At 39.4% G+C, this 25,746-nt stretch carries 25 protein-coding genes and 1 riboswitch; of the genes, 5 read left to right on the top strand and 20 right to left on the bottom strand.

Going from position 1 to position 25,746, the window contains the following annotated elements:
* Positions 1–88 precede the first annotated feature (88 nt).
* From IAE53_RS02500 to IAE53_RS02490, 3 genes are all read right to left on the bottom strand, one after another.
* Positions 89–1,288, bottom strand: coding sequence for an ammonium transporter (locus IAE53_RS02500; RefSeq protein WP_200135899.1), 1,200 nt, complete (start codon positions 1,286–1,288; stop codon positions 89–91).
* A 166-nt stretch (positions 1,289–1,454) separates the two neighbouring features.
* Entirely contained in the window at positions 1,455–2,876 is a 1,422-nt protein-coding gene (gene pyk / locus IAE53_RS02495; protein ID WP_139967949.1) for a pyruvate kinase, read from the bottom strand.
* A gap of 95 nt (positions 2,877–2,971) precedes the next feature.
* Positions 2,972–6,295 (bottom strand): DNA polymerase III subunit alpha, encoded by a 3,324-nt coding sequence (locus tag IAE53_RS02490; RefSeq protein WP_200135898.1) that lies wholly within the window; start codon positions 6,293–6,295, stop codon positions 2,972–2,974.
* Between the two features lie 119 nt (positions 6,296–6,414).
* Between IAE53_RS02490 and IAE53_RS02485 the strand changes: the two genes are divergently transcribed.
* On the top strand, positions 6,415–6,612 hold the full coding sequence (locus IAE53_RS02485) for a YjzD family protein (RefSeq protein WP_010278436.1): 198 nt from the start codon (positions 6,415–6,417) through the stop codon (positions 6,610–6,612).
* A 47-nt stretch (positions 6,613–6,659) separates the two neighbouring features.
* Here the strand turns inward: IAE53_RS02485 and pepT are convergent, their stop codons facing one another.
* From pepT to IAE53_RS02465, 4 genes are all read right to left on the bottom strand, one after another.
* The gene (gene pepT / locus IAE53_RS02480) at positions 6,660–7,895 is read right to left on the bottom strand and encodes a peptidase T (protein ID WP_148422892.1); all 1,236 of its coding nucleotides are present in this window, start codon (positions 7,893–7,895) and stop codon (positions 6,660–6,662) included.
* Between the two features lie 22 nt (positions 7,896–7,917).
* The gene (locus IAE53_RS02475; protein WP_148422893.1) at positions 7,918–8,727 is read right to left on the bottom strand and encodes a Nif3-like dinuclear metal center hexameric protein; all 810 of its coding nucleotides are present in this window, start codon (positions 8,725–8,727) and stop codon (positions 7,918–7,920) included.
* On the bottom strand, positions 8,721–9,410 hold the full coding sequence (locus tag IAE53_RS02470; protein WP_148422894.1) for a class I SAM-dependent methyltransferase: 690 nt from the start codon (positions 9,408–9,410) through the stop codon (positions 8,721–8,723). Before IAE53_RS02470 ends, IAE53_RS02475 begins: the two co-directional genes overlap by 7 nt.
* Positions 9,411–9,479: 69 nt before the next feature.
* Complete coding sequence (locus IAE53_RS02465; RefSeq protein ID WP_188352631.1) at positions 9,480–10,421, bottom strand: DMT family transporter; 942 nt, start codon at positions 10,419–10,421, stop codon at positions 9,480–9,482.
* 158 nt (positions 10,422–10,579) lie between these two features.
* Positions 10,580–10,669: riboswitch (TPP riboswitch) on the top strand.
* A gap of 144 nt (positions 10,670–10,813) precedes the next feature.
* On the opposite strand from IAE53_RS02465, the gene IAE53_RS02460 reads away from it, so the two are divergent.
* The 4 genes from IAE53_RS02460 to IAE53_RS02445 are packed head-to-tail and all read left to right on the top strand — an operon-like array spanning position 10,814 to position 13,733.
* Positions 10,814–11,392: an ECF transporter S component gene (locus IAE53_RS02460; protein WP_200135897.1), complete on the top strand. Its 579-nt coding sequence runs from the start codon at positions 10,814–10,816 to the stop codon at positions 11,390–11,392.
* Positions 11,389–11,682: a thiamine-binding protein gene (locus IAE53_RS02455; protein ID WP_010278420.1), complete on the top strand. Its 294-nt coding sequence runs from the start codon at positions 11,389–11,391 to the stop codon at positions 11,680–11,682. Before IAE53_RS02460 ends, IAE53_RS02455 begins: the two co-directional genes overlap by 4 nt.
* 36 nt (positions 11,683–11,718) lie before the next feature.
* Positions 11,719–13,092 (top strand): ABC transporter ATP-binding protein, encoded by a 1,374-nt coding sequence (locus tag IAE53_RS02450; RefSeq protein WP_148422897.1) that lies wholly within the window; start codon positions 11,719–11,721, stop codon positions 13,090–13,092.
* Positions 13,092–13,733 carry an energy-coupling factor transporter transmembrane protein EcfT gene (locus IAE53_RS02445; protein ID WP_148422898.1) on the top strand — a complete coding sequence of 214 codons (642 nt, stop codon included), beginning with the start codon at positions 13,092–13,094 and terminating at the stop codon, positions 13,731–13,733. Before IAE53_RS02450 ends, IAE53_RS02445 begins: the two co-directional genes overlap by 1 nt.
* Here IAE53_RS02445 and IAE53_RS02440 read toward each other — a convergent pair.
* The 13 genes from IAE53_RS02440 to IAE53_RS02380 form a co-directional block, all read right to left on the bottom strand.
* Positions 13,690–14,478, bottom strand: a complete 789-nt coding sequence (locus tag IAE53_RS02440) for a ribonuclease HII (protein ID WP_200135896.1) — start codon at positions 14,476–14,478, stop codon at positions 13,690–13,692. The genes IAE53_RS02445 and IAE53_RS02440 overlap by 44 nt on opposite strands.
* Positions 14,475–15,320 carry a ribosome biogenesis GTPase YlqF gene (gene ylqF, locus IAE53_RS02435; RefSeq protein ID WP_139967958.1) on the bottom strand — a complete coding sequence of 282 codons (846 nt, stop codon included), beginning with the start codon at positions 15,318–15,320 and terminating at the stop codon, positions 14,475–14,477. Before ylqF ends, IAE53_RS02440 begins: the two co-directional genes overlap by 4 nt.
* Before the next feature lie 18 nt (positions 15,321–15,338).
* Complete coding sequence (locus tag IAE53_RS02430; RefSeq protein ID WP_010278410.1) at positions 15,339–15,566, bottom strand: YozE family protein; 228 nt, start codon at positions 15,564–15,566, stop codon at positions 15,339–15,341.
* Positions 15,553–16,167, bottom strand: coding sequence for a YpmS family protein (locus IAE53_RS02425; protein WP_148422900.1), 615 nt, complete (start codon positions 16,165–16,167; stop codon positions 15,553–15,555). The genes IAE53_RS02430 and IAE53_RS02425 overlap by 14 nt, the downstream gene beginning before the upstream one ends.
* Positions 16,149–17,054 (bottom strand): SGNH/GDSL hydrolase family protein, encoded by a 906-nt coding sequence (locus IAE53_RS02420; protein WP_200135895.1) that lies wholly within the window; start codon positions 17,052–17,054, stop codon positions 16,149–16,151. The genes IAE53_RS02425 and IAE53_RS02420 overlap by 19 nt, the downstream gene beginning before the upstream one ends.
* A 98-nt stretch (positions 17,055–17,152) precedes the next feature.
* Positions 17,153–18,007 (bottom strand): DegV family protein, encoded by an 855-nt coding sequence (locus IAE53_RS02415; protein ID WP_010278404.1) that lies wholly within the window; start codon positions 18,005–18,007, stop codon positions 17,153–17,155.
* 9 nt (positions 18,008–18,016) lie between these two features.
* Positions 18,017–18,514, bottom strand: a complete 498-nt coding sequence (locus IAE53_RS02410) for a dihydrofolate reductase (RefSeq protein ID WP_148422902.1) — start codon at positions 18,512–18,514, stop codon at positions 18,017–18,019.
* On the bottom strand, positions 18,501–19,706 hold the full coding sequence (locus IAE53_RS02405; RefSeq protein WP_200135894.1) for a CCA tRNA nucleotidyltransferase: 1,206 nt from the start codon (positions 19,704–19,706) through the stop codon (positions 18,501–18,503). Before IAE53_RS02405 ends, IAE53_RS02410 begins: the two co-directional genes overlap by 14 nt.
* Positions 19,707–19,743: 37 nt before the next feature.
* Entirely contained in the window at positions 19,744–21,009 is a 1,266-nt protein-coding gene (locus tag IAE53_RS02400; RefSeq protein WP_148422904.1) for a lipopolysaccharide assembly protein LapB, read from the bottom strand.
* Positions 21,010–21,023: 14 nt separating this feature from the next.
* Positions 21,024–22,124 (bottom strand): enolase C-terminal domain-like protein, encoded by a 1,101-nt coding sequence (locus IAE53_RS02395; protein WP_148422905.1) that lies wholly within the window; start codon positions 22,122–22,124, stop codon positions 21,024–21,026.
* A complete protein-coding gene (gene menH, locus IAE53_RS02390) occupies positions 22,111–22,908 on the bottom strand; it encodes a 2-succinyl-6-hydroxy-2,4-cyclohexadiene-1-carboxylate synthase (RefSeq protein WP_148422906.1) in 798 nt (265 codons plus the stop codon). The genes IAE53_RS02395 and menH overlap by 14 nt, the downstream gene beginning before the upstream one ends.
* Positions 22,902–24,536, bottom strand: coding sequence for a 2-succinyl-5-enolpyruvyl-6-hydroxy-3-cyclohexene-1-carboxylic-acid synthase (menD, locus tag IAE53_RS02385; RefSeq protein WP_148422907.1), 1,635 nt, complete (start codon positions 24,534–24,536; stop codon positions 22,902–22,904). The genes menH and menD overlap by 7 nt, the downstream gene beginning before the upstream one ends.
* Positions 24,529–25,725, bottom strand: a complete 1,197-nt coding sequence (locus IAE53_RS02380; RefSeq protein WP_148422908.1) for an isochorismate synthase MenF — start codon at positions 25,723–25,725, stop codon at positions 24,529–24,531. Before IAE53_RS02380 ends, menD begins: the two co-directional genes overlap by 8 nt.
* Between the last annotated feature and the right edge of the window lie 21 nt (positions 25,726–25,746).

The following is a 25,746-nucleotide window of genomic DNA, read 5'->3' as shown; positions in this document are numbered from 1 at the left end:
TTAAATGTATTTCCTTTATTTTACCATATTGGTAAGGCTGTTGGTAGTTAATGACCTAGTTTGTGAATAAAAAAAGAGCCAATGGCTCTTATGATTCTACTGTTAAATCATGAATCAATGTATCATAACCTTTTGATTCCTCTTCAGGTGTTAAACGTAATGGTGCTGCAATCACCTCAGTTATTTTGGCTAATAAGAAGGTGCCAATAGCTGCAAAAGCGACTGTAAACAATACTGCAACAATCTGCTTCCAAACTAACGAAGCATCACCATTGATCAAACCCGAAACACCGCCGACTTGTTTGTCAGCGAATACACCCGTCAGAATTGCGCCAACTGTACCACCGATGCCATGAATACCAAATGCATCCAATGTATCATCATAACCAAAACTATTTTTTACAAAAGTAATACCAAAGAATCCAACGAATCCAGCCAATAATCCCATAAGAACCGCTGCCCATGGATCCACAAAACCAGCAGCAGGTGTAATCGCCACTAAGCCAGCAACGCCACCACTTGTAATACCTGACAAGGTTGCACGTTTGTGCCATTGATATTCAGCCAATCCCCAAGTCAATACCGCAACCGCAGAAGCCAACCACGTGTTTACTAGGGCTAAAACAGCCGTTCCATTGGCCGCCAATGCCGATCCTGAGTTGAAGCCAAACCAACCAACCCACAGTAAAGCGCCACCAATTAAGACATATGAAGGTCGAACAGGAACGTGTTGATCATTATGACGATGTCCAATCATTAGTGCCAATACCAGACCAGTAACACCACTGGAAATATGAACAACTGTACCACCAGCGAAATCAATTGCACCCAATTGTGCCAGTAGTCCACCGCCCCAAACCATATGAGCCAGTGGTGAATAAATAAAAATCAACCACAAAGTGATGAACACGAGCATTGCCTTGATACGAACACGACCAATAACAGAACCGGTAATGATTGCAGCCGTAATGATTGGAAACATCCCTTGAAATAATGCAAAGGCACCATCAGGAATTGTCAAACTCTTAGTAGAATGTGTAAAGGACACGTTTGTCATAAATAAATGCTTAAAATTACCAATGACACTTCCGGAGCCACCAAAAGAGAGTGAATATCCTATAACAAACCACACTAGTGTTGCAATACCAATAATCATGATAGGCACAAACATCGTATGTAGTAAATTACGCCTTTCACCTAATCCACCATAAAACAAAGCAAGTCCAGGTGTCATAACCCAGACAAGTGCTGCTGAAATCAATACCCACGCCAAATCTCCACTATTCATACGCCTACTCCTAATTTCTAATTACTATCAATATTAACAGGTATACCAATTTCAGCAATTAATTATGGCAGGTTTGCTTACATGAAATTTCTGAAAATTTTTCACAAAAAAACTACCATTAAGCAAATACGCTTAACAGTAGCTCATAATTGATTAAAGAATAACATTAAACAGTTTGAACAGTTAACATATTAGTTGTACCAGATTGTGACATTGGTACACCAGCAGCAATAACAATTGTATCACCAGTGTTAGCTAATCCTTGTTCCTTAACAGCCTTTTTAGCCAAATCAACCATCTCATCGATTGTTTGTGGCGCATCGTAAACAACAGGCACAACACCATAATTCAAAGTTAATCCACGTTGTACACGTTCTGAATAAGTAACTGCCAAGATGTTAACATCTGGACGGTGCTTAGAAACCATACGTGCTGTGTAACCAGAGTTAGTTGAAACAACAACCGCCTTAGCACCAACGTTACGTGCAATACGGGCAACAGATGCAGCCACGGCCTCAGTTGAGTCTGTTTCATCAAAGACGATGTCTTCATGACGACCGTTTTCACGTAATGATGTTTCTGCTTTTTCATCGATAGCAGCCATTGTAGCAACTGCCTCAACTGGATAGTCACCATTTGCTGACTCACCTGATAGCATTGTTGCATCAGTACCATCAAACACGGCATTGGCAACATCGGAAGCTTCGGCACGTGTTGGACGTGGATTTTCTTCCATTGAGTCAAGCATTTGTGTTGCAGTAATAACTGGCAAACCAGCTTTGTTCATCTTACGAATCATGTCTTTTTGAACCAAAGGCACGTTTTCTGCAGGAATTTCAACACCCATGTCGCCACGTGGTACCATCAAAGCATCTGAAACTTCCAAGATAGCATCAAGATTGTCAATACCTTCTTGTGATTCAATCTTAGGAATGATTTGAACATGTTCCATGTTCTTTTCCTTTAACAATGCACGAATTTCGAGCACGTCTTCAGGCTTACGAACAAATGAAGCTGCAATATAATTAATTTCGTGATCTAAACCAAAACGAATGTCATCGGCATCTTTTTCAGTGATACCTGGCAAATTGATTGAAACACCCGGTGCGTTAACACCCTTACGTGATCCCAAAATACCATCGTTATCAACACGAACAACCAACTCACGGTTGGCAGAGTCTTTTTCAATGACAGTTGTGCCAAGCAAACCGTCATCAAACAAAACTTGACCACCCTCTTTAACATCATCAAACAAGCCCGCATATGTAACAGCAATCTTGTCTTTTGTGCCTTCAAGGTTTTCGTCCATTGCAATGCGCAAAGTATCACCAGTGTGGAATTCAATCTTGCCATCGGCTTGCTTTGTTGTACGGATTTCGGCACCCTTAGTGTCCAACAATAGACCTACTGTTTTACCAGTAATCTTTTCGGCTTCGTGAACTGCATTCATGCGACCCAAATGTTCTTCGTGGTCACCGTGTGAAAAGTTGAAACGGAACACATTGGCTCCTGCTTGGATCAACTTGACAATTGTTTCGACATCTGATGATGACGGACCAAGTGTTGAGACGATTTTCGTCTTTTTCATGGTTAAATAGCTCCTTAATTATCTTGGCTGTTGCTTGTGCAACTTTACCCAAACTCTATTTTATACATTCTTAAGCATTTGTACAAGTCATAATATCAACGAGTTTTCCTGAATATAACGTTTTCTTCACCTAGGATTGGCGCTACTTCAAGTATGATAACGGTTTCATCAGTCATCCAAAAAGATTCATCTAATTGTTGATTTTTATCTTCCCGTTGCCAATGAATAACGACTGGATTATTACCATGATGTTTCGCTAATACCTTGACCAACTTTTCCCGATTATCAGGTGTGTCATGTTCGACGTCAAACTGTAAGAACCATGTACCTTTAGATTGTGGCTTTGTTATTGTTTGAATTTGATTGGCAACAATTGCTAATTCACCGCGAGAATCTAGCTCTGATTTCCCAGTGATTTGAAGAACTGTACCGACACTTAAGATATTTTGAATGTTTTTAAACAAGTTTGGAAAAATCGTGACACTAATAGCGCCTGTTAAGTCTGATATGGTAGCAAATGCCATATCATCTCCTTTTTTTGTACGAATTTGTCGTATTTTATCCACAATTCCTAAAAAGCGAACTGCTTTATCTGGCACTGTTATATCACCAATCAGGTTGTAATTTTCATTAAGGATTAACTCTCGATAGGCGTCAAGTGGATGACCAGATAAATTGACGCCGATGGCTTGTTTTTCACGTTCTAATCTTTCTTGTAAGGGCAATTCAGGGAATTTTTTAATTTTTGTTTCTTGTAAGATGAGATCACCAAATGCGGCACCCTCAATTAAACTATTACTATTTTCAATTAATTCATTACGATTATATCCAAAACCATCTAACGCGCCAGAATAAGCGAGTTGCGCTAAAGTCTCCGTTTTCCTCATCTTTTCAGGCATTCTTCTTACAAAAGACTGAATTGTTTGAAAATTTCCTTGATGTCGCTCATCTAATACAGCATTGACAAAATCGCTACGAATACCACGAATATTGTTCAATCCCATTTGTAGTTGACCATCATTGGACGTCCAAAACCGTTGCGATAAATTAATATTCGGGGCCAAAACAACTATTCCGCGTGATTTAGCTTCTGACACATACTGTTGTATCTTACGCTGATCGCCGATATTGGCATTTAAAAGTGCCGTATAAAATGCAACAGGGTAATGCGCTTTCATATAAGCCAATTGAAATGCTAATTTACTATATGCCACAGCATGAGAACGATTAAAACCATAGTTTGCAAACTCGTCAACATACGAAAAAATTTTTTCAGCTTGAGCTTGCGTATGACCTTTTTTTATTGCGCCATTGATAAATTTCTCGTGCAAAGCCTGCATTTTGTCTAGCTTCTTCTTGGACATAGCACTACGCAAAACATCGGCTTCCCCTAGTGTAAAACCAGCATAAGTCTCAGCAACTAACATGACCTGTTCTTGATAAACAATAATACCAAATGTCGGTGCCAAGATTGTTTTGAGCGAAGGATCAGGAATAATGACTGATTCACGACCATGACGACGCGCCACAAACTGGTGAATATTTTGTGAAGGACCAGGACGATATAAAGCATTAACGGCAACAATATGTTCAAACATCACTGGTTTCAAATCACGCAAGACATGCTTAATACCAGAAGATTCAAATTGAAAGACGCCGTTTGTATCACCTTTGGCAAACAACGCAATTGTTTGCTCGTCATCTAATGAAATTTGACTAATATCAAAATTTTGTGGCAACTGTTGCCGAGCGTGATACAGTGCTTGACTCAGAATGGTTAAATTCTGTAATCCTAAAATATCAATTTTTAGTAGGCCGAGTTGCTCAACAGTGTCTTTTTCAAACTGCGTCAATAATCGCCCCTCAGTCCCTGCTTGAACTGGTAATGTATTTACCAGCGGTCGTGCACTTAACACCACACCTGCGGCGTGGGTAGAATAATTTTTTGGCAGCCCCTCAATTTGACGAGCCGTCTTGAGCAGCAAGTCACCATGATCAATCGTTTGAATGGTTGCTAATAACTTGGGTTCTTTTAAAGCTGATTCAATTGAAACTTTTCGACCATTTTTACCCTCTGGTATTCCGCCACTCAATTTGCTCAGAGTTGCTACTGGCAAGCCAAAAACACGACCAACGTCTCGCAGCGCTTGTTTAGCTGCCAACGTACCAAATGTGATAATTTGACCAAAGTTTCGTTTGCCATACTTCTGATGAAGGTACTCAAAAATTGCCTCACGCTGGCTAGGTGGCCAATCAATGTCAATATCAGGCATTTGAACACGTTCTTTATTTAAAAAGCGTTCGAACAATAAATTGAACTGGATTGGATCGACGTCAGTAATTCTTAAACTATAAGCAACCAAGGAACCAGCAGCAGACCCTCGGCCGGGTCCAGTTTGAATATGATTATTTGAAGCAAAATTGACAATATCCCAAACAATCAAAAAGTAATCACTGAAACCTAGCTGATCAATAACATCTAATTCATGCGACAACCGTTTTTCATATTGTGCAACGGATACATCACGCTTTTGTAAACGTTTTTTGAGACCGTCAAATGCAGTTTGTCTCAAAAATTGTGAACTACTTAATCCTTGTGGCGTCTGGAATGGTGGCAAAGCTGTCTCCGAAAACGAAATGGTTACTTCGCTCTTTTGAACTAATTGTTCATTGGCTTGGTAAGCTTTCTGCAAATCCGCGTTTGCTGCATAGGCCGACTGTATTGCTGAAATATCTTGTAAAATATGAGTACCACGTTGATGCGACATTGGCACAATGTCCGTTAATTTGGAATTCGAGTCAATTGCCTTCAGGACTTGTGAGGTAAAATCATCATCGGAATTCAAGTAATCAACATCATCGGCAGCAATAATTTGCGCATTGTTTTGCTTGCTGAAAGCAATTAATTGCGTTTGTGTCTTCGCCGCCATTTGTGTATTGATGCCAAGGTATAAATGACTTGAGTCAATCAATTTAATGAGTTGTTGCCAGTAACCGTCTGTTGCTTCATACTCAGTACCAATCAATTGGCTAAGTTCACTTGTACTTGGCAAGATGACGTTGATTCCTGATAAATGGTCGGTTAAGGTTGAAAATAACATTTCAGAATCATTCGTCATACGTGCCGAAGATAACCACATCAAATTTTGATATCCTGTTTGATTTTCAGCAATCAGCACCAACGGAAAGGTAGTGGCAGTGTTGACTAGACCATTAACCATCAATGTCAGTCCAAATAAAGGTTTAATTTGATATTTTTGAGCGTTACGATACCATGCGACTGCCCCATACATGACGTTAACATCTGTCAACGCGATTGCCTCATAGCCACGCGATTTGGCTGTCTGTAAAATTTGTTCAATTGTGTTTGGATTTTTTAGTAAGCTATAACTGCTCAAAATCTGAAGCGGTGCGTACATTTTTCCTCCCTAATACGAACATTTGTTTTATTGACTTAATTATACAGGATTTTCTAGTAAATGGGTTGCACTTAAGCAAATCTAAGTGTATTATAATTTTAAGTAAAGAGGTGAAAATTATGAAATATATCATGGTTGCCATTTGGTCGGCAATATTTGGCGAAATCTTAGGTTACATCGTTTCTCAATTAAATGCTGGAACTTACAGTTTTGTCGGTGTGGCAGTTATTGCTATCATTGTTGGAGAAGTTGCCCTCGTGGCAATTCCGGCTATTTCTGGTTCCGCAGCACCTAAAGAAACATCATCTGAACAGTAATTTCAATTCACATCAAAAAAGAAGCCTAACCGGCTTCTTTTTTATTACTATTCTGCAGCGGCCAATGTCACGATTTCCAAAATAACATCTGTTGCCTGCTCCATAACAGTCGTGGAAACATATTCAAAGCGACCGTGCATATTCTCGCCACCTGCAAAAATATTTGGCGTTGGTAGCCCTAAGAAAGTAATCTTTGAGCCATCTGTGCCACCACGAACCGGTTCAATGATAGGCTTAATGTTTAACTTTTTCATTGCCTCTTCAGCTAACTCAACCGATTTCATATCATTTTTGAGCACTTCTCCCATATTGTAATATTGATCGTTAAGTGTCACTGAAATTCGATCCTCACCAAATTTTTGATTAAAAGTTGCAGCGATATCCATTAACTTCTGCTTACGTGTTTCAAATATAGTACGATCATGATCTCTCACAATATAACGCAACGTTGCCGCTTCTGGATTGCCCTCGATTGAGATAACATGCCAAAAACCTTCAACGCCTTCAGTGTGTTCTGGCCGATCATGAACAGGCAATTCTGCGTGAAAATCAAATGCTACTTGAATAGCGTTAATCATAGCATTTTTAGCTGTTCCTGGGTGCACATTACGACCTTTAATATCGATTGTAGCGGCCGCCGCGTTGAAGGTTTCCCACTCTAATTCACCTAATGGACCGCCATCCATCGTGTATGCAAAATCTGCACCAAAAGCAGTAACATCAAAGTTATCTGCGCCAATACCAATTTCTTCATCAGGACCAAACGCAAAACGTAAATCACCATGCTTGATTTCTGGATGAGCAATTAAATATGCTGCTGCTGTGATAATTTCAGCATCCCCAGCTTTGTCATCAGCACCCAAAAGTGTCGTCCCATCTGTTGTAATTAACGTGTGTCCAACATATTTTTTTAGACTCGGAAATTCAGACGGATTTAGTTCGTAACCACTTGTCCCAAGCTTGATGGGTGATTGACCATCATAATCAGCAACAATTTGTGGCTTCACATTAGCACCATTAAAATCAGCAGTATCCACATGAGCAATGAAACCGATTGTAGGTACATTAGCATTGTCAATGTTGCTTGACAGTTCGGCAAATACATAACCATCAGGCATAGTACGCACATTTTCAAGACCAATGTGCTTTAGTTCTTCAGCCAATTCAGCTAAAAATGCCACTTCTTTTGGTGAAGAAGGCACTGTTGTTGAATTTTCGTCTGACTGCGTATCAATTTTGACGTACTTCAAAAATCGCTCTGTTAGTTCTGGATATTTTGTCATATTTTCACTCCTTTTTGGTCGACTACTGCTGTCCGGACGGTCCCAAAATATAAGTATAAGGATCTGTATTCATCTTTGTGGCAAAAACATCGAGCTGATCACCACACCATACTTTTACTTGATCAGCCATTTTTTGATTAGCAATGGCTTCCATGTGATGATCCGGATCAATGACTACAAAATCATCTGCTAAGATGTCATGGCCAACATGATAATATACATCAGCAGTAACAAAAGCATCAGCCCCTGATTGTTTAGCTATTGGCCAAAACTTACCCCCATCTCCACCTAGAACTGCCACCGTTGAAATGACACGATTAAGATCATTGGCTATGACACGAACAGCTTCAACGTGAAAAATATCACGCATTTGTTTCGCAAAATTAGCCACTGTCAATGGTTTATTTAACTTACCAATTCGTCCTAATCCTGTTTTGCCATCTGCATTAGGGATTAAAGGCACTGTGTCCTCAATATTTAGCGCAGCGGATAACCAATCATTCATCCCACCAAAAGCACTGTCCAAATTGGTATGTGATGCATAAACGACAATTTGATTCCCGATAAGATCTGCATACATTTGATTTTGTGGAACAGATAGGTCTAAGTTTTTGGCTGGAAAAAACATTGCCTCATGATGTGCCCAAATAAAGTCTACCTTAGCAGCAATGGCTTCTTTGACAACCTCTGGACGCACGTCTAACGTAGTCATAACGCGATTAATTTGTTGATTAGGGTTGCCAATTTGTAAACCGGTGGGATCCCCTGCTTCTGCCAATGATAGTGGCGCAAACTGTTCAATTTGATCAATTAATTCTTGTGCAATCACGATATCAGCTCCTTGATGCGATCATAATTCGTTTGCCATTTCTTATAAGCTACTGTACTTTGGTTTCCTGAATCTTTCAAATGTTCCAAAATAAGTTGGATGCGGTCACATTCTTTTTGCCACTTGGCGACAAAAATTGGTGATTTTGCTTGCAACAGATACGGACCAAAATCAATCTCACGATCAGATAATTTTGAATCACCAGGTGTTGCAACAATCACTTCATAAAAATGCGAACCTTCCTGAACAATATCTTCCGCTATAATCAAATAGTGATTGTTGTTTAACCATGATCTGACAACATTCTCATCAGTATTTGGTTGTAAAATCAAAGTATTGTACTCATGTTTTTTTGACTGACCAGCTGACAAAATGTCTTGAATTAAAATGCCGCCCATGCCAGCAATTACAACTGTGTTAACCTTATCAGCTGTATCAATAGCGGCTAGACCATTCGCTAATCGCGCCTCAAGTTTGCCATTCAGATGTCGTTTGTTAATTTCATGTTGGACATTTTCAAACGGTCCCTGAGCAACTTCACCAGCTATGGCATGCTGGACATGATTGGTCAAGAGTAAATGTGCAGGTAAATAGGCATGATCTGAACCGATATCAGCAATTATTGCGCCTTGTGGCACGTGCTTAGCCACAGCTTCAAGGCGTGGCGAAAGATGAATACTATCCATAATGTTTCCTAAAAAAATTTTTTTACTCCTACAAGTATAGCAAAAAAGCCAGCTATGCGCTGACTTTCCTTATCCAAATTTTATCAGTAGCACACCGATTGCCATCGCCATAATACCAAATATTTGTGCCCGCGTCACTTGTCTTTGTGGTGAACGCCACCATCCAAATTGTGTGACAGCCATTGATCCAACGATTGAACCAAATAATCCCAAAGTCACCGTTACTCCTGCTCCCAGTTGTGGCACTAAATAGGCGGCTGCGAAAACAAACGCAGCGCCCAATACGCCACCAATGAACAACCAAAATGGCTGTTCATTAGCATGGAATGTTTTGGGTAAAAGAGACTTGTCACGAACCATGACAACCAAAAAAATCAAGATGGTGCCTGTCAAAAAAGAAAACACCGAGGCACCGACTGAGGAATGCATTAATTGTCCTAAGTGGCCATTGATGGCTTGTTGAATGGCTGAAATAGCACCTGCCACTATCCCCCATAAACGCCATAAATTCAACGCAACGGCGTTTTCATGATCTGTGTCACTTTTTTCTTCAACCTTAGCAAATCCTCGGCTCGCCAACACAACAGCAATATAAATACCTAAGAATAAAATCAAAATTCCCATCGATTTTAGCCAGGTTAAAGGATGTTGTTGTGCCCCAAAAAGCCCAAAAATATCAATCACTTCTCCCATCAAAACTTGGCCTAAAATTGGCAGAATAATCGTTTGGATTGCCCCTAATTTAGGAAACATTAAAATGTTAGATGTTAAAAAGAAGACACCCAAAATCCCGCCCAACCAAATCCACCACGGATTATGAGATAAAACAGTGCCAATAGGAACAATATGTTGACTAGTCCCAAAAAAGACGGCGATGAGAAATATTGTCCCGACTGTAAATGAAATTAAACTCGACCTAAATGGTGAACGCACCGCTGCACCTAATTTTGCATTAATAGCACTTTGATTAGCTAATAAGAATCCAGCAGCCAATCCAATAAAATAAAGCATCTCAATACAACTCCTAAACATAACTTATTAATTGCAACTCATGAATAATAAGTATACCCATAAGGACCATTTTTGCAAGCCAAACGACTTTCACCGCTTGCAGGCAAAAATGGATTGTGGTACACTCTGTTTGTGAGTTAATCACAAACAATTGAAAACACCAAAATCTGGGGTGCCAAACGGCTGAGATAATACCCATATAACCTGATCTAGATTATACTAGCGTAGGGAGATTTACTTTAATATTGATTGTATACAGACAAACTACCAATTCAGTCTGTTGTAGTATTTTTAATTGATATGATATCAAAGCCAATCTTCCCACGAAGATTGGCTTTTTGTATGTCTAACCTCATGGCGGTGTTTTCACAACAAATTCGGAGGTGTGCAACATGCATACAAAATGGTCACTTCGTGACGTCATCTTTATCGCACTCATCGCGGTGTTTTTCGGCTTTATTTTCTGGGCTTGGGCATTTGCTTATAATGTTATTGCAGCAATATTAACACCTATGGGTTTAAGTCCATACGCTAACGATGGAACAATTGGTCCATGGCTAATGGCTGGTCCAATGGCGGGATACATTATTCGCCGTGCCGGAGCTTCGATTATTGGCGAAACACTTGCAGGTACTATTGAAATGATTTTTGGCTCACAATGGGGTGTCATGAATATCGTTGCTGGTGCCATTCAGGGGCTCGGAACTGAAATTGGATTTGCTATTTTTGGATATCGACGTTGGGATAAAACTAGCTTAACAGCTTCTGTCATTACCGTCACAATTGTCACCTTTGGTTGGGACTTGCTTCGCAATGGCTATGCCCAATATTCATTAGGTCTGTTAGTTGGTCTATTTATCACACGCCTGATTTCATCGGCAATTTTTGCTGGTGTCATTGTTTACTTCACACAGAAGCTAATTGCTAAATCAGGTATTTTGACAACGCATCAATCAGAGGTGATCTCATGATTTCAAGTATTGCAGTACAAGTTTTGCCAATGACTGCCAACGAAAATGATGTGATTAAAATTGTTGATCATGTCATTGCTTATATTGATGCTAGCGGTGTTAATTACCAAGTTGGTGCGTTTGAATCGACATTAGAAGGCGATTACGATCAATTGATGGCAATTTTAGCACAATTACCAAAAGTTGCGGCCGAAATCACAGACATACCTGTAATGGTTTATAGCAAAATCAATATGGCGACGACTAGCGATGTACTTACAATAGCAAAAAAAACAGATAAATACAGATAAAGCGGTTTTTTCCGCGTACATAGGATACCATAAACCATGATTGTTACTTTAGAACACCTTAATTTAAGCTATGGCAAAACAAAAATTTTTGACGACTTGACATTGACCATTCAAGAAAATAGTTTCAACCTTTTGATTGGACCATCGGGTATTGGTAAATCTACTTTGTTAAAAATTATTGCTGGCCTGTTTCCTCAACTTAAAGGCACTGTTTTGGTTGACAATACCGCCATCAGCCAGCTACCAGCTAATCAGAGAGCGCAGTATGTTGGTTTTTTATTTCAAGATCCCGACACACAGTTTGCGATGCCTACCCCTTTTGAGGAATTGACGTTTACACTAGAAAACTTGCAAATTCCGTCTGATGAAATAGCTGAACGTGCAACAGCGGCGCTTAAATTTGTCGGCATCAAACAACTAGCCAATCAACAAATGAACACACTATCAGGTGGTGAAAAACAAAAAGTTGCTTTGGCAATTATTGTTGCGATGAAAAGTAAATTGTTACTACTAGATGAACCTTTCGCTAATGTTGATATGACAGCACGGCAGGAAATTTTAAAAAAAATAAAAACATTGCAGGCTGATGGTGTTTCAATTCTTGTTGCGGATCACGATTTTTCAGGCTATTCAGATATTGTCAACAATGTGTGGGAAATTCATAATCATAAAATATCAGCACTTGATCATACTCAATTTATTCAACGACTTCCAAAGCCACAACATCATACTTTTAAAACAATCAGTGAAGGGGTTTTTGAACTAAATCATTTCAAGTTATTGAACGAAAAAAAGACTTTGATAACGGTGCCACAACTTCTTATTGGCGCACCCGGAATTACCCTCCTGACTGGCGCAAATGGTAGCGGCAAATCAACTTTATTTAATGCGTTAACTAAATTGAAATCTTTTGATGGGCAGATAACTTATCAATCAAAAAATATTCAAAAATTAAAAGTTGCACAATATGTTCAAGAAGTGGCACTATCGTTTCAAAGCCCAGAGCGCCAGTTCCTTAGAATGACTGTCGATGAGGAATTAACATTGAGTTATCAACATAGTCAACAACGCGCATTTTGGTCACCCCAAAAAATTGATCATTTTCTCACGCGTCTTAACCTCCTCCATCTGCGGCAACACGTTGTCTATCAACTGTCTGGCGGTCAGAAGAAAAAATTACAACTACTACTGATGCTAATAGTCGGCACGCCAATGTTGTTGCTTGACGAACCAATTGCTGGGCTAGATGTCGCCTCCGTACGTGTGGTCGCTGAAATATTACAAGAACTTTCAACTCAAGGTAAACAGCGTTTTATTATTATTAGTCACCAATTAGATGCCCTATTACCAGTTGTTAATTATCATCTACACCTTGATCATCAAACATTATACTATCAGGAGCAATTTTAATGAATTCCGGTGTTAAATTCGTCTTTATTTTAATCGTCAGTATTGAACTGACCTTTATATTGAATGCGCGTATTAATTTTATAGTAGCCATCATTGCGGCAGTTTATTTAATGTTATCAAGATTAACATGGCAACGCTATTTATTGCTCGTGCTAATGCCTATTTTGCCCGTTTTAGGGGCGTGGACATCATTTAGTACGTATGGCACTCACAACATGGCAATTGTTATGGCGACCCGTATTGTAGCTTACATTTATCTTGGTGCCGCCTTTTCATTTACAACTAATATGGTGGATTTATTAAATACCCTAGAGCAAAAGTGGCATTTACCAACGACCTTTGTCTACGGATTACGAGGTGCACTGACATTCGTCCCCCGCGTCAAACAAGAAATCAAAACAATCCATATCGCTGCTCTCATGAGAGGTGAACACTTATCATTTTATTCACCGCAATTATTTTTCAAAGCGATTTTGGTTTCTCTGCAATGGTCAACTCGACTATCAACAGCAATGGTTTCACATGGTTTTACAGAAAACGCACCACGCACTCATTTTCAGTCAGTGGTCATCCAAAAAAGAGACTGGCTAATAGCTGTCAGTCTCTTGGTGTTTTTGCAATTGATGATTGCATATCTTTAATGGGTGCAAACGTTTTGCGATGAATTGGCGTGATGCCATTCATTGCAATGGCTTGCAAATGTTCTTTTGTACCGTAACCGGCATTTCTTTCGAAACCATACCCAGGATATTTTAGACCATAGTCAGTCATTAAACGGTCCCTAGTGACTTTTGCCACGATACTAGCAGCGCCAATACTATTACTCCGTGCATCACCTTTAATGAGAAATTCTTGCGGGATATCAAGGTCCAACCGCATGGCATCAATCAATAGCACCTCGGCTTTCAGCTGTAATTTAGAAACAGCAATCGTCATCGCCATGCGAGCTGCTTCATAAATATTGATGTCATCGATGATGTTGGCATCAACCTCTCCAATGCCAACAGCCAGAGCCTGTGTCATGATTTTTTCATACAAATCTTCCCGCTTTTCAGCTGATAATTGTTTTGAGTCAATGACATCCATAACGTCGAAATGATGAGGTAAAATAACAGCTGCTGCAATTACTGGTCCTGCTAATGGACCACGACCTACTTCATCAATCCCTGCAATATTACGGTAACCTTGTGCCCAATATTGGCTTTCAATATCAAATCTGTGTAAAAATGCATCATGCTTTTCAGCCATCCTGTCTTGGTTTTTCTGCCAAGATTGGACGGCTTTTTGGACGCCCACACGTGAATCTTGCCGCCAAACTAATAACCGTTCATCATCAGGTAAAATTGTTTTAAGTTGTGTCTGAATTGCTTTTATTGTCTCACTCATACATCAATCAAATCCAGTGTAAATGCACCTAATTTATTTTTTCGCAAGTCGTTTAATAATCGTTCACTTGCCTTATCATAATCATCTTTGAAACCAAGTTTTGTCGTAATTGCTAGTAATACATCGACATTTTCTTGCTCGAAAATATCGGCCGACAAATGATAACGTTCAATCACGGCTTCAGGACGATACTGCCTGAAGAAAGCAATTAGAAAAAGCGCAGCGTCATCTTTGGCAAAAATTGTATCCTTGACAGCACCAGTTAAGGACAATTTCATACCGATTGTTTGATCTTCAAATTTTGGCCACAAAACACCTGGCGAGTCTAGTAATTCTAGCTTAGTTGGGGTTTTCAGCCAAGCCACTTTTTTGGTGACACCTGGTCGATCGGCAGTCGGTGCAACATTTTTCATCACTAAATGATTTAGCAACGTTGATTTACCAACATTGGGGACACCAGTAATCATTGCACGTATTGGTTGATCTTGGATACCACGTGCCAACTGGGCTTCTTTTTTTGCTTCAACAGCCCTTCTAGCCGCTTTAGTGACTAATTGCGGTGTGCGTGGATCACGCGTATCCAGCACCAAAACTGTATACCCCTGTTCTTCGAATCGCTTTTTCCAAGCCCGGGTTTGTTCTGGGTCAGCTAAGTCTGCCTTCGTCATAATCAACAATCGTGGTTTTTGACCAATGAGTTTATCAATCTCAGGGTTACGTGAGCTTTCTGGGATTCTTGCGTCAACCAGTTCAAAGACAACATCTACTAATTTTAAATTTTCTCGCATTAAACGGAAGGCCTTAGCCATATGACCAGGAAACCATTGAATAATTTGTGCCATTTTTGAGCGTGCTCCTCTTTATCGATCTGCAATATACATTGACCACGCTTCATCAAACGTCGTCATGCTCATCAAATAAGTCGTATTTTCTTCTAAATACTTAGAAATATCATCAAAATCTGTGCTTTGTTTAGGAAATGTAGAATCCAAAAAGGCGTTGTTAGCAAATTGCTGCACATCATCAGCAGCCACTGGATTACGATTGGTCATTAACCAATTATAAAAAGAGCGATCACTTTTTCTCATCTACTAAGCCTCCTTCAAATACAAATTGATCTGCTTTCATATCAATGATTTTGGCCCGAAATGTTAGCCCTTGTGTCGTTGGTAATTGACTCATATCAACAAATATTTCTTTTTTCTTAGGCATGATAGTCACATATTTTGGTGCATCATAACTTGACCGAACAAAGCTCATGACAGTTGATACAGGCAGCGATAAATTACCGATTGCTAATGATTTTGCTTTTAAAATAATATTCCCATTAGTGGTGACTTGCGGATCCAGCGCCATACCAAAGTTAAACTTTTGCCCTAAAAACTTGGTGCTGCCATACATCATAACTTGGTCTGAAACATCAAATGTGAAACCGCTATTGTCAGAATCGTTAAGGTAGTGGGCAACTAGGGCGTTAATTTGTTTTTTGTTTAATGTGATATCAAAGGTGGCATCCGATTTAGCAATTTTTGATTTACTATCAACATATTTAACCGGACCAGACGCTTGGTGAAAGAACCAAAGACTGGTCAGAACAAGCCCAGCTACTAATACCCAAAAGAGCCAAAACCAGATTGAACGGTTTTTTTTTGGTGTCATAACTGGTCGTTTTAGTGTTTGATTAACCAATGTTTTTCCTCTCGCTTCATAACATGAAATAATTGTGATGTCATATATTGATACCCTTTGTTATTCGGATGATAATTATCGTCCTTTGAAATCCAATTATTGTCAACGCCTGTTTGTCCCGTCAAAACAGCCGTCATGGTTTTCGTTGCATTTTTTTCTAAACTATCATTTTCAATTTGCTTAACAAGTTTTTGGCGTTGTGACTTTGTCTTGAATTGACCGTATGTCAAGTCAAACGAACTGACATAATAAGCATTACCATCTCGTGTTGCCAATTTAGCATTAATAGCATTGAATTTTTTAACATCATCATTGAAATCTTCACGATTAGCAAAGTGAACGTAGAGCGGATTATAGTTACCAAAAATAAAGATTGGCGCTTGTTTGTTATAACCACGAACCGTTTTTAGCAATTTTGCTAACCTGATTTGATAGTTCACTTTGCCTTTAATAACTGCTTCAGACAATGCTTTTGGCGAAGAAGCTGTTATATTTTTCAGTAACAATTGCTGTAAATCATTACCCCCCACTGTCATGACTAATACATCTGCATTTTTAAGACTGTTTTGAAAATCTGATTGTGACGCTAATCTTTTTTCAATTTGATCTGAGCGGTCACCTGCTTTGCCAAAATTTTTCATGGTCACAGAAATATCATATTTTTCACGAAGCTCTTTAGCAATTCTGCCAGAATAACCTTGCAATTTCTGTGTATCACCAACACCTTCTGTTAACGAGTCACCTAATGCTACCAAATTGATATGTGACACTTTTTTAGTTTTTGACAATGATTGATTGAGTGAATGATGTTGCCAGTTTTTAATACCAAAAAGTACGCCAGCACCAACAATCACGATGGCAATGAAGCTGATTAGTACCTTTCGCATTCGTAATTCTCCTGAAACTTTACTGGTAATTATTATAGACTAAAAAAGCGTTAGTTACAAAAAAAGCGAGTTAGACTCGCTTTTAAGATAATTATTCATCAACGGGCGCGATACAAAATTGCCAGTGCTCCTACACCTGTATGTGTTGATATAATTGGCGTCGTGTTCAAAACTGGAATTTCCAAATCCGGCCAAATTGCTTTTAATCTATCGGCTAATTGTGTCGCTTCCTCCGGAATACCAGCATGAGAAATACCAATGGCTACCATCTCTTTGTATTCTTGCATTTTTGCAATCACGTTATTATTGAATTTAGCAATAGTTTTCATGCCACGTCCCTTCAATAAAACGTCGACAGTGCCATCAGTATGTGTCACACCTGCACCGACCTTAATATTCAAGAGGTTACCAATAATACCTTGTGTTTTACTCAAGCGACCTCCGGCAACCATATTTGTCAAGGAAGTGAAGCTCAAATAAATATTAGACTCATCTCGAGCCTGCTCAATGGCTGGCACGATTTCTGCCATTGATGCCCCCTGTTTTGCCATCTCGGCAGCTTGCAACACAACGAATGCTTGCGCACGATCTGCAGCTAATGTATCAAATGTCGTAATTTTTGCACTTGTTAAAGCTGCTGCTTGTTCAGCGGCACGAACTGTCCCCGATAGTCCTGAAGACATGTGTATACTCAAAATTTCTGAATCGGGATATTTTTGGTGAATTTCATCGTAGGCGAGTTGAAACGCACCAATTGATGGTTGTGATGTCTGTGGCAAATTCTTGCTAACCGCCATTTTTTCTAAAAATTCATCACGTTGTATCGTCACGCCATCCTCATAAACGGTGCCGTCTATTTGGACGGAGAGCGGTACAATTTTGATATCATAAAAGGCTATTTCTTCAGGTGTCAATGCAACAGCTGAATCGGTTACTATTTTAATATTTGACATGTTCTTTCCTTACTTGCGTTTGTATCGTTCAACTACATACGCGTAATCATGATTGTTATCTTTGGGATGTGCCTCGCTAGCGGTCAGCTTAAATTGTGACAAATCAATTGGCGCAACAAATGTGTCACCGTCAATTATACCGTCAATTTTAGTGACGACGAGATCAGTAGCGTATGGCATAAATGCTTTGTAGACAACCGATCCACCAGCAATGGATATATCACGAGATTCTTTCTTAATGAGTGCTAACGCTTCATCAAGTGAACGCACAACCTTTACTTCAGAATAATTTGGCTGCCAACTTGGGTCCGTAGTCATCACAACACTCGTTCTGTTAGGAAGCGGCCGCCCAATACTCAACCAAGTTGGTCGTCCCATAATCATTAGTGTATTCATCGTTTCGTCACGGAAAAGTTTTAAATCATCAGGCATGTGCCATGGAATACTACCATTTTTGCCAATCGCATTTTTTTTATCCTGTGCCCAAACCATTTTAATTGTCGTCATTTACCTGCTCCTTGGCGTATTGTATCAGCGATTCACGGGTATTTTGCAGGTCACCATTGACCACTGCGTACTCAATTTTTTTCAGACATTGACCTAACTTAGGACCGGGTGTCATAACACCTTCACGAATTAAATCGCCGCCTTGAATAGCTAATTCTGACGAATTTGTAATCGGTAACATATCTATTATATGCCTTATCTGCCCAATTGTCCCGTTTGAAACACCCAGCATTGTTAAAAGTTCAAACAACGTTTTTTTGTAGGGAAATGATTGGTACAAATCAAAAGTGGAAACCTTATCGATTTGGCGAGCTAGTGGCACAACAGTCATTACCGTCACTATTGTTTCTCGGCTCAATTTCCAATTTCTTAAAAAACGATTGATTTGAGATGAAGTCAAATCTGTTTCAACCAATACCAGCGACCAAACTGCGAAAGCATCAGCAGGTTGATGTGTTGCTAAATGTTGAATGATGTTATCCCAAATTTTCAATGGATCACCTGGCAGGTAGTTGATAACATCATCATCTAAAGCCAATTTTAAGCTTTCAGCGGCATTGAAGCCCATTAACATTTTTTCAAATTCCACCCGAATACGCTCTACGGCAATTTTAGTTAGATTAGGTGCCAAATCACGTAGCGCTTGACGTGTATCATCTGCTATACGAAAGCCTAGTTGGGCACTAAATCTTAGCGCTCTCATCATTCTTAACGCGTCTTCAGTAAAACGTGTTTCTGCATCACCAACAGCGCGAATAATACCGTTTTTCATATCAGATAAGCCATCAAATAAATCGACAACTTCACCATCATGACGCATTGCCAAAGCATTAATCGTAAAATCACGACGCTTCAAATCTTCGGATAAACTACGCACGAATGTCACACTATCCGGCCGCCTGAAATCAGTATAGGTTGACTCCGTCCGAAATGTCGTAATTTCATAGCCTTCACCATGGTCAAGCACCATCACAGTGCCATGCTGAATACCTGTATCAACCGTCCGGTTGAACAAGGTTTTAACTTCTTCGGGAAAAGCACTACTGGCAATATCAACATCATGTATTGGCGCACCTAAAAGTGTATCTCTAACAGAACCACCAACAAAATAAGCCTCATAGCCAGCTTGCTCTAAGGTAGCTAAAATAGGTTGCGCTTGTACAAATTCTTGTGGTAATTTATCAATTTTCATATCATCTTATTTTATCAAATAAAAGACAATTGTGGGTTTAATATTCGACACTTTCAAGGCGCATTTGCATGTCGTCATCATCAGGTGCAATCTTTAAATATTGTTTCATTGTGACTAATTCTTGTTCACGCATCCCTTGCTCATGATACCAGTCAACCAAATCGTGCAAAAATGCTACGTCATCGTCATAAAACGGTGCTGCTTCTTGCCAGTATTTATTAGCCTTATCATCTTGACCTAAGGCTTGATACGCCCTTGCCAAATCCCAGTAAAACTGTGGGTCAACAACGTCCTCAGCAATATATTTCTCAATTAATTGGACATCTTCTTCATACAAATGCTGTGACAAGAGTAACTCAGAATACGCAATAATAGTCATCACATCATTTTCATCTAATGCTAGTGCTTTTTGATAATAGGATTGTGCAGCCGCTAAATCCCCTTGCTTGTCTGCCGCCAACCCAGCCAAACGGTACAAAAGTGTATTCGTCTCATCTTGGGCTATACCAGCTTGATATGTACGATATGCATGATCTAAATCTTGCTGATGTTCATACGCTTGTCCCAATAATGGGTATATAGAGGTATATTTAGGATCAGATTCCAAGATACTGTTAAACAGCTTAATTGCATCATTTTCACGATCGTTTTCTTGATATAGTACGCCTAACTGGAACTGTGTGTCTAACGTCATTTGCTCAGGTTTAATTTGTTCCAAATAACCCACTGCGTTTTCATAATTTCCAATTTGTGCATACGCAACCCCAATCCGAGCAACCAAATCAACGCGACTAATTTCACGTTCACCTTTCAGTAACAACGACCGATAGCGTGGAATGGCTTGATGATAACTCTGATTAGCAAAATAAAATTCGGCTAATGCAAATTGAATAATTACTTCATCTGGTGCGATTTTTTCTGCCTGCAACAGGCTTAACTCAGCCGATTCATTCAATCCCTCAGTTTGATAAATATCGGCTTTCACAAGAAGCGCTTGTAAATAAGACGGTGATGAGGGTCTGATTTGCGCTAAGTAGTCTTGGGCTTCATCAATTTGACCATCTTCAATGGCGATGTCAGCCAAAGCAGTACGAATGTCATCCTCATCGGGAAATTTATCTAATAATTTTTTGTAGGCTCTGCGCGACTGATTCAAAAATCCTAACGCGTATAATTCTTCGGCCAAACTATAAATCATTTCATCACTATCATGACGCAATGATTGTGCAAATAATTTTTGCGCCGTGTCTAGCTGTCCACTAGATAAGGCATCCAACATCTTTTCTGCATAATTTTCTGTCATAAGCGTTCTTCCTTTTAATATTGTACGTTAATTGTGTTGGCAGACTGCATATCAGCAATGGCATCAAAATCCATTGTCACACCAATGCCAAATCCTGTTGGCACTGTGATATAACCACGATCAACAACTAACTTTTCTTTAATGATGTCCCGTTCAAAATAGCGACTACTGTCGGATATATCGCTTGGAAAAGCAATGTTTGGCAAACTTGCTAGCGCCAAATCAACACTTCGTCCTAACCCACTCGTTAACATACCGCCAATCCAAGGCTTATCAACCATTTTGATCGCCATAATAGCATTTGAAATGCCCCCTATTTTGCCCTGCTTAACAGTTAGCGCGTCGGCGGCGTGTAAGTCAAGCATTGTGGCGATATCATCTATATTATTGACGGATTCATCTAGACTCAAGTGTTGTTGAATACGGGCTTGTAGTTGCGCATGTTTAACAAAATCGTTAGCGCTATAAGGCTGCTCAATAAAATCAACATTATCAGGCAACGCGGCTAAAAAGGAAAAGTCTTCATCACGAAAGCTACAATTGGCATCAATAGAAAAATGTTGATTGGGGTAATCAAGCAATAAATCAATCAACTTTTGCCAATCATTCGTAGCGCCATCAATTTTCAACTTATGACGTTGGTACTGCGCTTGCATCATAGCCTTAAAATCATCTGACAATCCAATTGCGACACTGACTGGTACTTTTGTTCCTGTGCCACCAATGAGCCTTTGCAAAGATTTCTTTTTCAAATGACCAACAGCATCCCAGATTGCCATTTCAAGTCCTGATTTAGCAAATGACCCGTACGCTGTTAGCGTATTTAAACGACCAGCAAACTCCTCGGGCGACTTAAACTGATAGTCCTGCAGCTGAGGCAATAAAATATTTTGGACAATTGACAAGCTCATGATTTGATTTTCTGGCGCATAAGTGAAATCATCAAACGATTGTATTTCGCCATATCCCATAACGTCTTGCTGTGTCAGATGATCAAATAATGTCACTTGTACAATCGTTAATGGTCGCCGTTTTGTTTCTGTATGGGCCGTTTTAAATGACTGTTTTAAGGTCAAAATAACCGGCGTGAGTGTCACACTTTTAATTTGATACATTTAATGCCTCAACAAATAACTTTGGTTGCTCAACATGAGTGTTATGTCCGGAATTAGGAATGACTGTTTTTTGAACGTGGGGAATTAATTGGACCATTTGATTGGCGATAGCATTAAATTTATTATCTAATTCGCCAATAATCACTTGCGTTGGTATTTCTAAATCCGACAGCTTCGACCAAAAATCAGGCTGTGACCCTGTTCCCATTTTTCGTAATGAATTAGCGACATTTGTTGGGTTTTGTGACAAGCGTTGTTGCCGAATATGGTCTTTTTTTGATGATGATAACAATTGTTGCGTTTCAAATAATGGGAGTTGAGACCACTCATCAACAAACTTTGCAAAATCCTCTAAAATAGCTTGCGCCTTAATCTCGTCCGCAGTTATTCTTGCTTGTCTTTCTGATACAGTTTTGAGTCCCGCTGTGGTGCTTTCTAAATAAAGATTTTTTACCAAATCGGGGTACATTAAAGCAAATCCTAACGCCAAGCGACCACCCATTGAATAGCCTAGCAAATTAACATTTTGCCAATGAAGTGAAACCAAAATTGATCTTAAATCATCAATTTGATTAGCCAGCTCAAAACGACTCACATCGACGACTTCTGGCACCCGACTACCAAAACCAAGTAAATCAACTGTCAAAACTTCACCGGGCAAATCCGATTTGATATCATCAAAGTCATGATGTGATCCCATAAAGCCATGCAATAGTAGCCACTGACATGGACGTGCATCATTTTTAGTTAGAAAAATCTGATAGGGATAGTTGTTGATCACCATAGGCTTTCTCCAATATATTTTTGATGATCACGCACATTTTGAGTGCGATTACTTGGATAAACAATTATTCTCGTGCCGTCTGTTGGTTGGTTAAGCACCTTTTGCAGATCTTCCGGTTGCTTTAATAATACGTACGACAGCTGATACAATGATGCAATTTTACTGATGTCTAATTCTAACGGTGTCCCAAAAAGTGTTTCAAAGTATTCTGTTGCTTCAGCCTGTGGCAAAAATGAAAAAATACCGCCACCATTATTATCAATGACGATAATATCAAGCGGTAACTGATAATTTCGGGCCATCATTAAACCGTTCATATCATGAAAAAGTGTCAAATCGCCTGTCAATAATAGACTACGTTGTTTTGTCGTAGCACTCATCCCCAAAGCTGTTGAAATAACACCATCAATACCATTTGCCCCACGATTAGCATAGATTGTTTGTGTATTAAAACCCGTAAAAAAATCATCCATATCGCGAATGGGCATACTATTGGCAACAAAAATCGGTGTTTTTGGCGATACAGCACGATCTAATACTGACACAATCGCCATTTCATGTACTAATTGTTTATCATTTTGGTTGATTAATTGCCAGTTTGTTTCGAACGCTTGTTGTTCTTCACTAAGCACCACTTTTGCTTGCCTCAAAAAGTCACATGGTTGCATTAAAATTGCACGAGAAACATGTCGTGAATGATCAGTTCCAGCATTTAAATCAACATGCCAAGTCTCAATATTGTCATGCTTTAGCCATTGCAAAACTTTCGCAGAAACTGGCGTTTTACCAAATCTAATGACTAAATCTGGTTTTAACTCGTCGGTCACTTGATCAAATTTCAACAAATAATCAATACCATGAATCGTTTCTGGGGTACGGACACGACTTAAAATATCCGCAATCACTGGCACATGGTAGGGTTGCGAAAATGTCAATAAAGCATCGCTATATGATTCTGCAACATTTGGACCGGCAAGAATTAACACACGCTTTGCTGTGATTGGTGGTATGTCAATTTTAATCTGAGATGGTTTTGAAAAGGATAGTTGCTTAACTAACACGTTATCCTGATTTCCTAATGTTGGCATCAAAGGTTTGCGTAACGGTAAATTAAATTGCACTGGCCCACAAGGTGCCGTATTCGCCAAATGAACAAACTTTTGTGTTGCAAAATCAATATATTCAGTTATGTCTTGGTGTGTCTCCTGCAAATTAAAAGCGAGATCTGCTTTCGTTAATTTTCCAAATATATTTTGCTGTGGTAATGTTTGTGGCGCACCATTATATTGTAATTCCTGTGGCCGGTCAGTTGACAAAATAATCAGTGGTACTTCTGACACTGATGCCTCTGCTACTGCCGGTGTATATTCTGTAATAGCAGTCCCTGAAGTACCTAGTAGAACCACGGGTGATAATGTCGTTTTAGCAATTCCTAGCGCAAAAAAGCCTGCTGATCGTTCATCAACATCAACATAGAGTTTCACATTTGGATGATACTTGACATACTCAGCAATTAATAATGCAACTGGCGTACTACGTGACCCCGGAGAAAGGACAAAATATTTAACACCTCCAGCTACTAAAGCGCCAATTAAGTGTTTGGTATTGTATGTTAAAGCATCAATCATGCGTTAATTCTCCTAACAATTGTAGCATTGGCTTAAATTTCAACGCCGTTTCGTCATATTCTTTTTGTGCTTCTGAACCGGCAACAATACCGGCGCCAGCAAATAAACGTGCACGGGTCTGTTCACAATACATTGAACGAATACCCACTACTAACTCACCCGTATTATCGGCTGTGACATAACCAATTGGTCCTGCAAATAAGCCACGAGGTTGTTGCTCATGCTGCGCAATGTATTGTAAAGCTTCTTTTTGTGGTACACCACCTAAAGCTGGCGTTGGATGTAAATTATCAACTAGGTCTTTGACAGACATATTTGCAGACAATGTGCCACTAATCGGCGTGTAAAGATGCTGAACCTGTTTATTTTGTAACAGTATTGGATTAGATGGTACATTTAACTGCGTTGTTATCGCTTCTAATTTCATTTTGATACTATCAACAACAAACTGATGTTCACGCTGATTTTTTAAACTATGTAATAATTTGTTGCCGAATTCGTGATCACGTTTTGGATCAGGATCGCGAGGTGCAGTACCGGCAACAGCCGCTGTTTGTATTTCACCCTGAGAGACGAATACGAGACGTTCAGGTGTGGCAGTGACAAAAACTTCATTTTCCCGCTTCAAGATGACATGATATACGCCGTGTTCCTTTTTTAGTGCTTCTAGCAGAGAAGAGATGCGAATTTGTTCGGACAATTCAATCATTTCCTGACGACCAAACACTACTTTATCCATCGGACATCCTATATCGTTGAGATTTTTAATTAAGTCAGCTACACGCCCAACCCAATCTGTTTCAGACACGATATTTTTAATTTTCACCCTTTTCGTAGTGCTGATTTGCTGGTAATTTACTAAGATATTATCCAGATTCAAATCGTTGGATTGTATACGACCATTACTGATTGAGACAATAATCTCAGGTTCAAACCAAAAACCATTCATTAGTTCGCCCTTTGAATGCTGACCATCAAAAGTATTAGCACCGAACACCAACGTATTAACTTTTTGAGGCAATGTTTGCCACGAATTTTTTGATCCAAAAGCGTAAAAAATTTCTGTCCCTGTGTTATTTTCGAAAAAAGCGCTCACTTGAAAATGATCAAGCATTTGGTTTAACACTTGATAATCATTTGAAGTTGCTTCACGTTCAAATTTAAAAAAATGATTCTCGCTCTTTTGCATGTTACTTCCTTACAACTAGAT

The organism is Leuconostoc sp. S50 (assembly GCF_016624925.1).
GTDB lineage: Bacteria > Bacillota > Bacilli > Lactobacillales > Lactobacillaceae > Leuconostoc > Leuconostoc pseudomesenteroides.
Note: the sequence above shows the minus strand (reverse complement) of the source record. Positions and strands in the feature narration are given on the sequence as shown.

Bases quoted from the DNA above. Each gene is read 5' to 3' on its own strand.
- IAE53_RS02500 (WP_200135899.1), bottom strand. From the start codon at position 1,288: ATGAATAGTGGAGATTTGGCGTGGGTATTGATTTCAGCAGCACTTGTC.
- pyk (WP_139967949.1), bottom strand. From the start codon at position 2,876: ATGAAAAAGACGAAAATCGTCTCAACACTTGGTCCGTCATCATCAGAT.
- IAE53_RS02490 (WP_200135898.1), bottom strand. From the start codon at position 6,295: ATGTACGCACCGCTTCAGATTTTGAGCAGTTATAGCTTACTAAAAAAT.
- IAE53_RS02485 (WP_010278436.1), top strand. From the start codon at position 6,415: ATGAAATATATCATGGTTGCCATTTGGTCGGCAATATTTGGCGAAATC.
- pepT (WP_148422892.1), bottom strand. From the start codon at position 7,895: ATGACAAAATATCCAGAACTAACAGAGCGATTTTTGAAGTACGTCAAA.
- IAE53_RS02470 (WP_148422894.1), bottom strand. From the start codon at position 9,410: ATGGATAGTATTCATCTTTCGCCACGCCTTGAAGCTGTGGCTAAGCAC.
- IAE53_RS02465 (WP_188352631.1), bottom strand. From the start codon at position 10,421: ATGCTTTATTTTATTGGATTGGCTGCTGGATTCTTATTAGCTAATCAA.
- IAE53_RS02460 (WP_200135897.1), top strand. From the start codon at position 10,814: ATGCATACAAAATGGTCACTTCGTGACGTCATCTTTATCGCACTCATC.
- IAE53_RS02455 (WP_010278420.1), top strand. From the start codon at position 11,389: ATGATTTCAAGTATTGCAGTACAAGTTTTGCCAATGACTGCCAACGAA.
- IAE53_RS02450 (WP_148422897.1), top strand. From the start codon at position 11,719: ATGATTGTTACTTTAGAACACCTTAATTTAAGCTATGGCAAAACAAAA.
- IAE53_RS02445 (WP_148422898.1), top strand. From the start codon at position 13,092: ATGAATTCCGGTGTTAAATTCGTCTTTATTTTAATCGTCAGTATTGAA.
- IAE53_RS02440 (WP_200135896.1), bottom strand. From the start codon at position 14,478: ATGAGTGAGACAATAAAAGCAATTCAGACACAACTTAAAACAATTTTA.
- ylqF (WP_139967958.1), bottom strand. From the start codon at position 15,320: ATGGCACAAATTATTCAATGGTTTCCTGGTCATATGGCTAAGGCCTTC.
- IAE53_RS02430 (WP_010278410.1), bottom strand. From the start codon at position 15,566: ATGAGAAAAAGTGATCGCTCTTTTTATAATTGGTTAATGACCAATCGT.
- IAE53_RS02420 (WP_200135895.1), bottom strand. From the start codon at position 17,054: ATGCGAAAGGTACTAATCAGCTTCATTGCCATCGTGATTGTTGGTGCT.
- IAE53_RS02415 (WP_010278404.1), bottom strand. From the start codon at position 18,007: ATGTCAAATATTAAAATAGTAACCGATTCAGCTGTTGCATTGACACCT.
- IAE53_RS02410 (WP_148422902.1), bottom strand. From the start codon at position 18,514: ATGACGACAATTAAAATGGTTTGGGCACAGGATAAAAAAAATGCGATT.
- IAE53_RS02405 (WP_200135894.1), bottom strand. From the start codon at position 19,706: ATGAAAATTGATAAATTACCACAAGAATTTGTACAAGCGCAACCTATT.
- IAE53_RS02400 (WP_148422904.1), bottom strand. From the start codon at position 21,009: ATGACAGAAAATTATGCAGAAAAGATGTTGGATGCCTTATCTAGTGGA.
- IAE53_RS02395 (WP_148422905.1), bottom strand. From the start codon at position 22,124: ATGTATCAAATTAAAAGTGTGACACTCACGCCGGTTATTTTGACCTTA.
- menH (WP_148422906.1), bottom strand. From the start codon at position 22,908: ATGGTGATCAACAACTATCCCTATCAGATTTTTCTAACTAAAAATGAT.
- menD (WP_148422907.1), bottom strand. From the start codon at position 24,536: ATGATTGATGCTTTAACATACAATACCAAACACTTAATTGGCGCTTTA.
- IAE53_RS02380 (WP_148422908.1), bottom strand. From the start codon at position 25,725: ATGCAAAAGAGCGAGAATCATTTTTTTAAATTTGAACGTGAAGCAACT.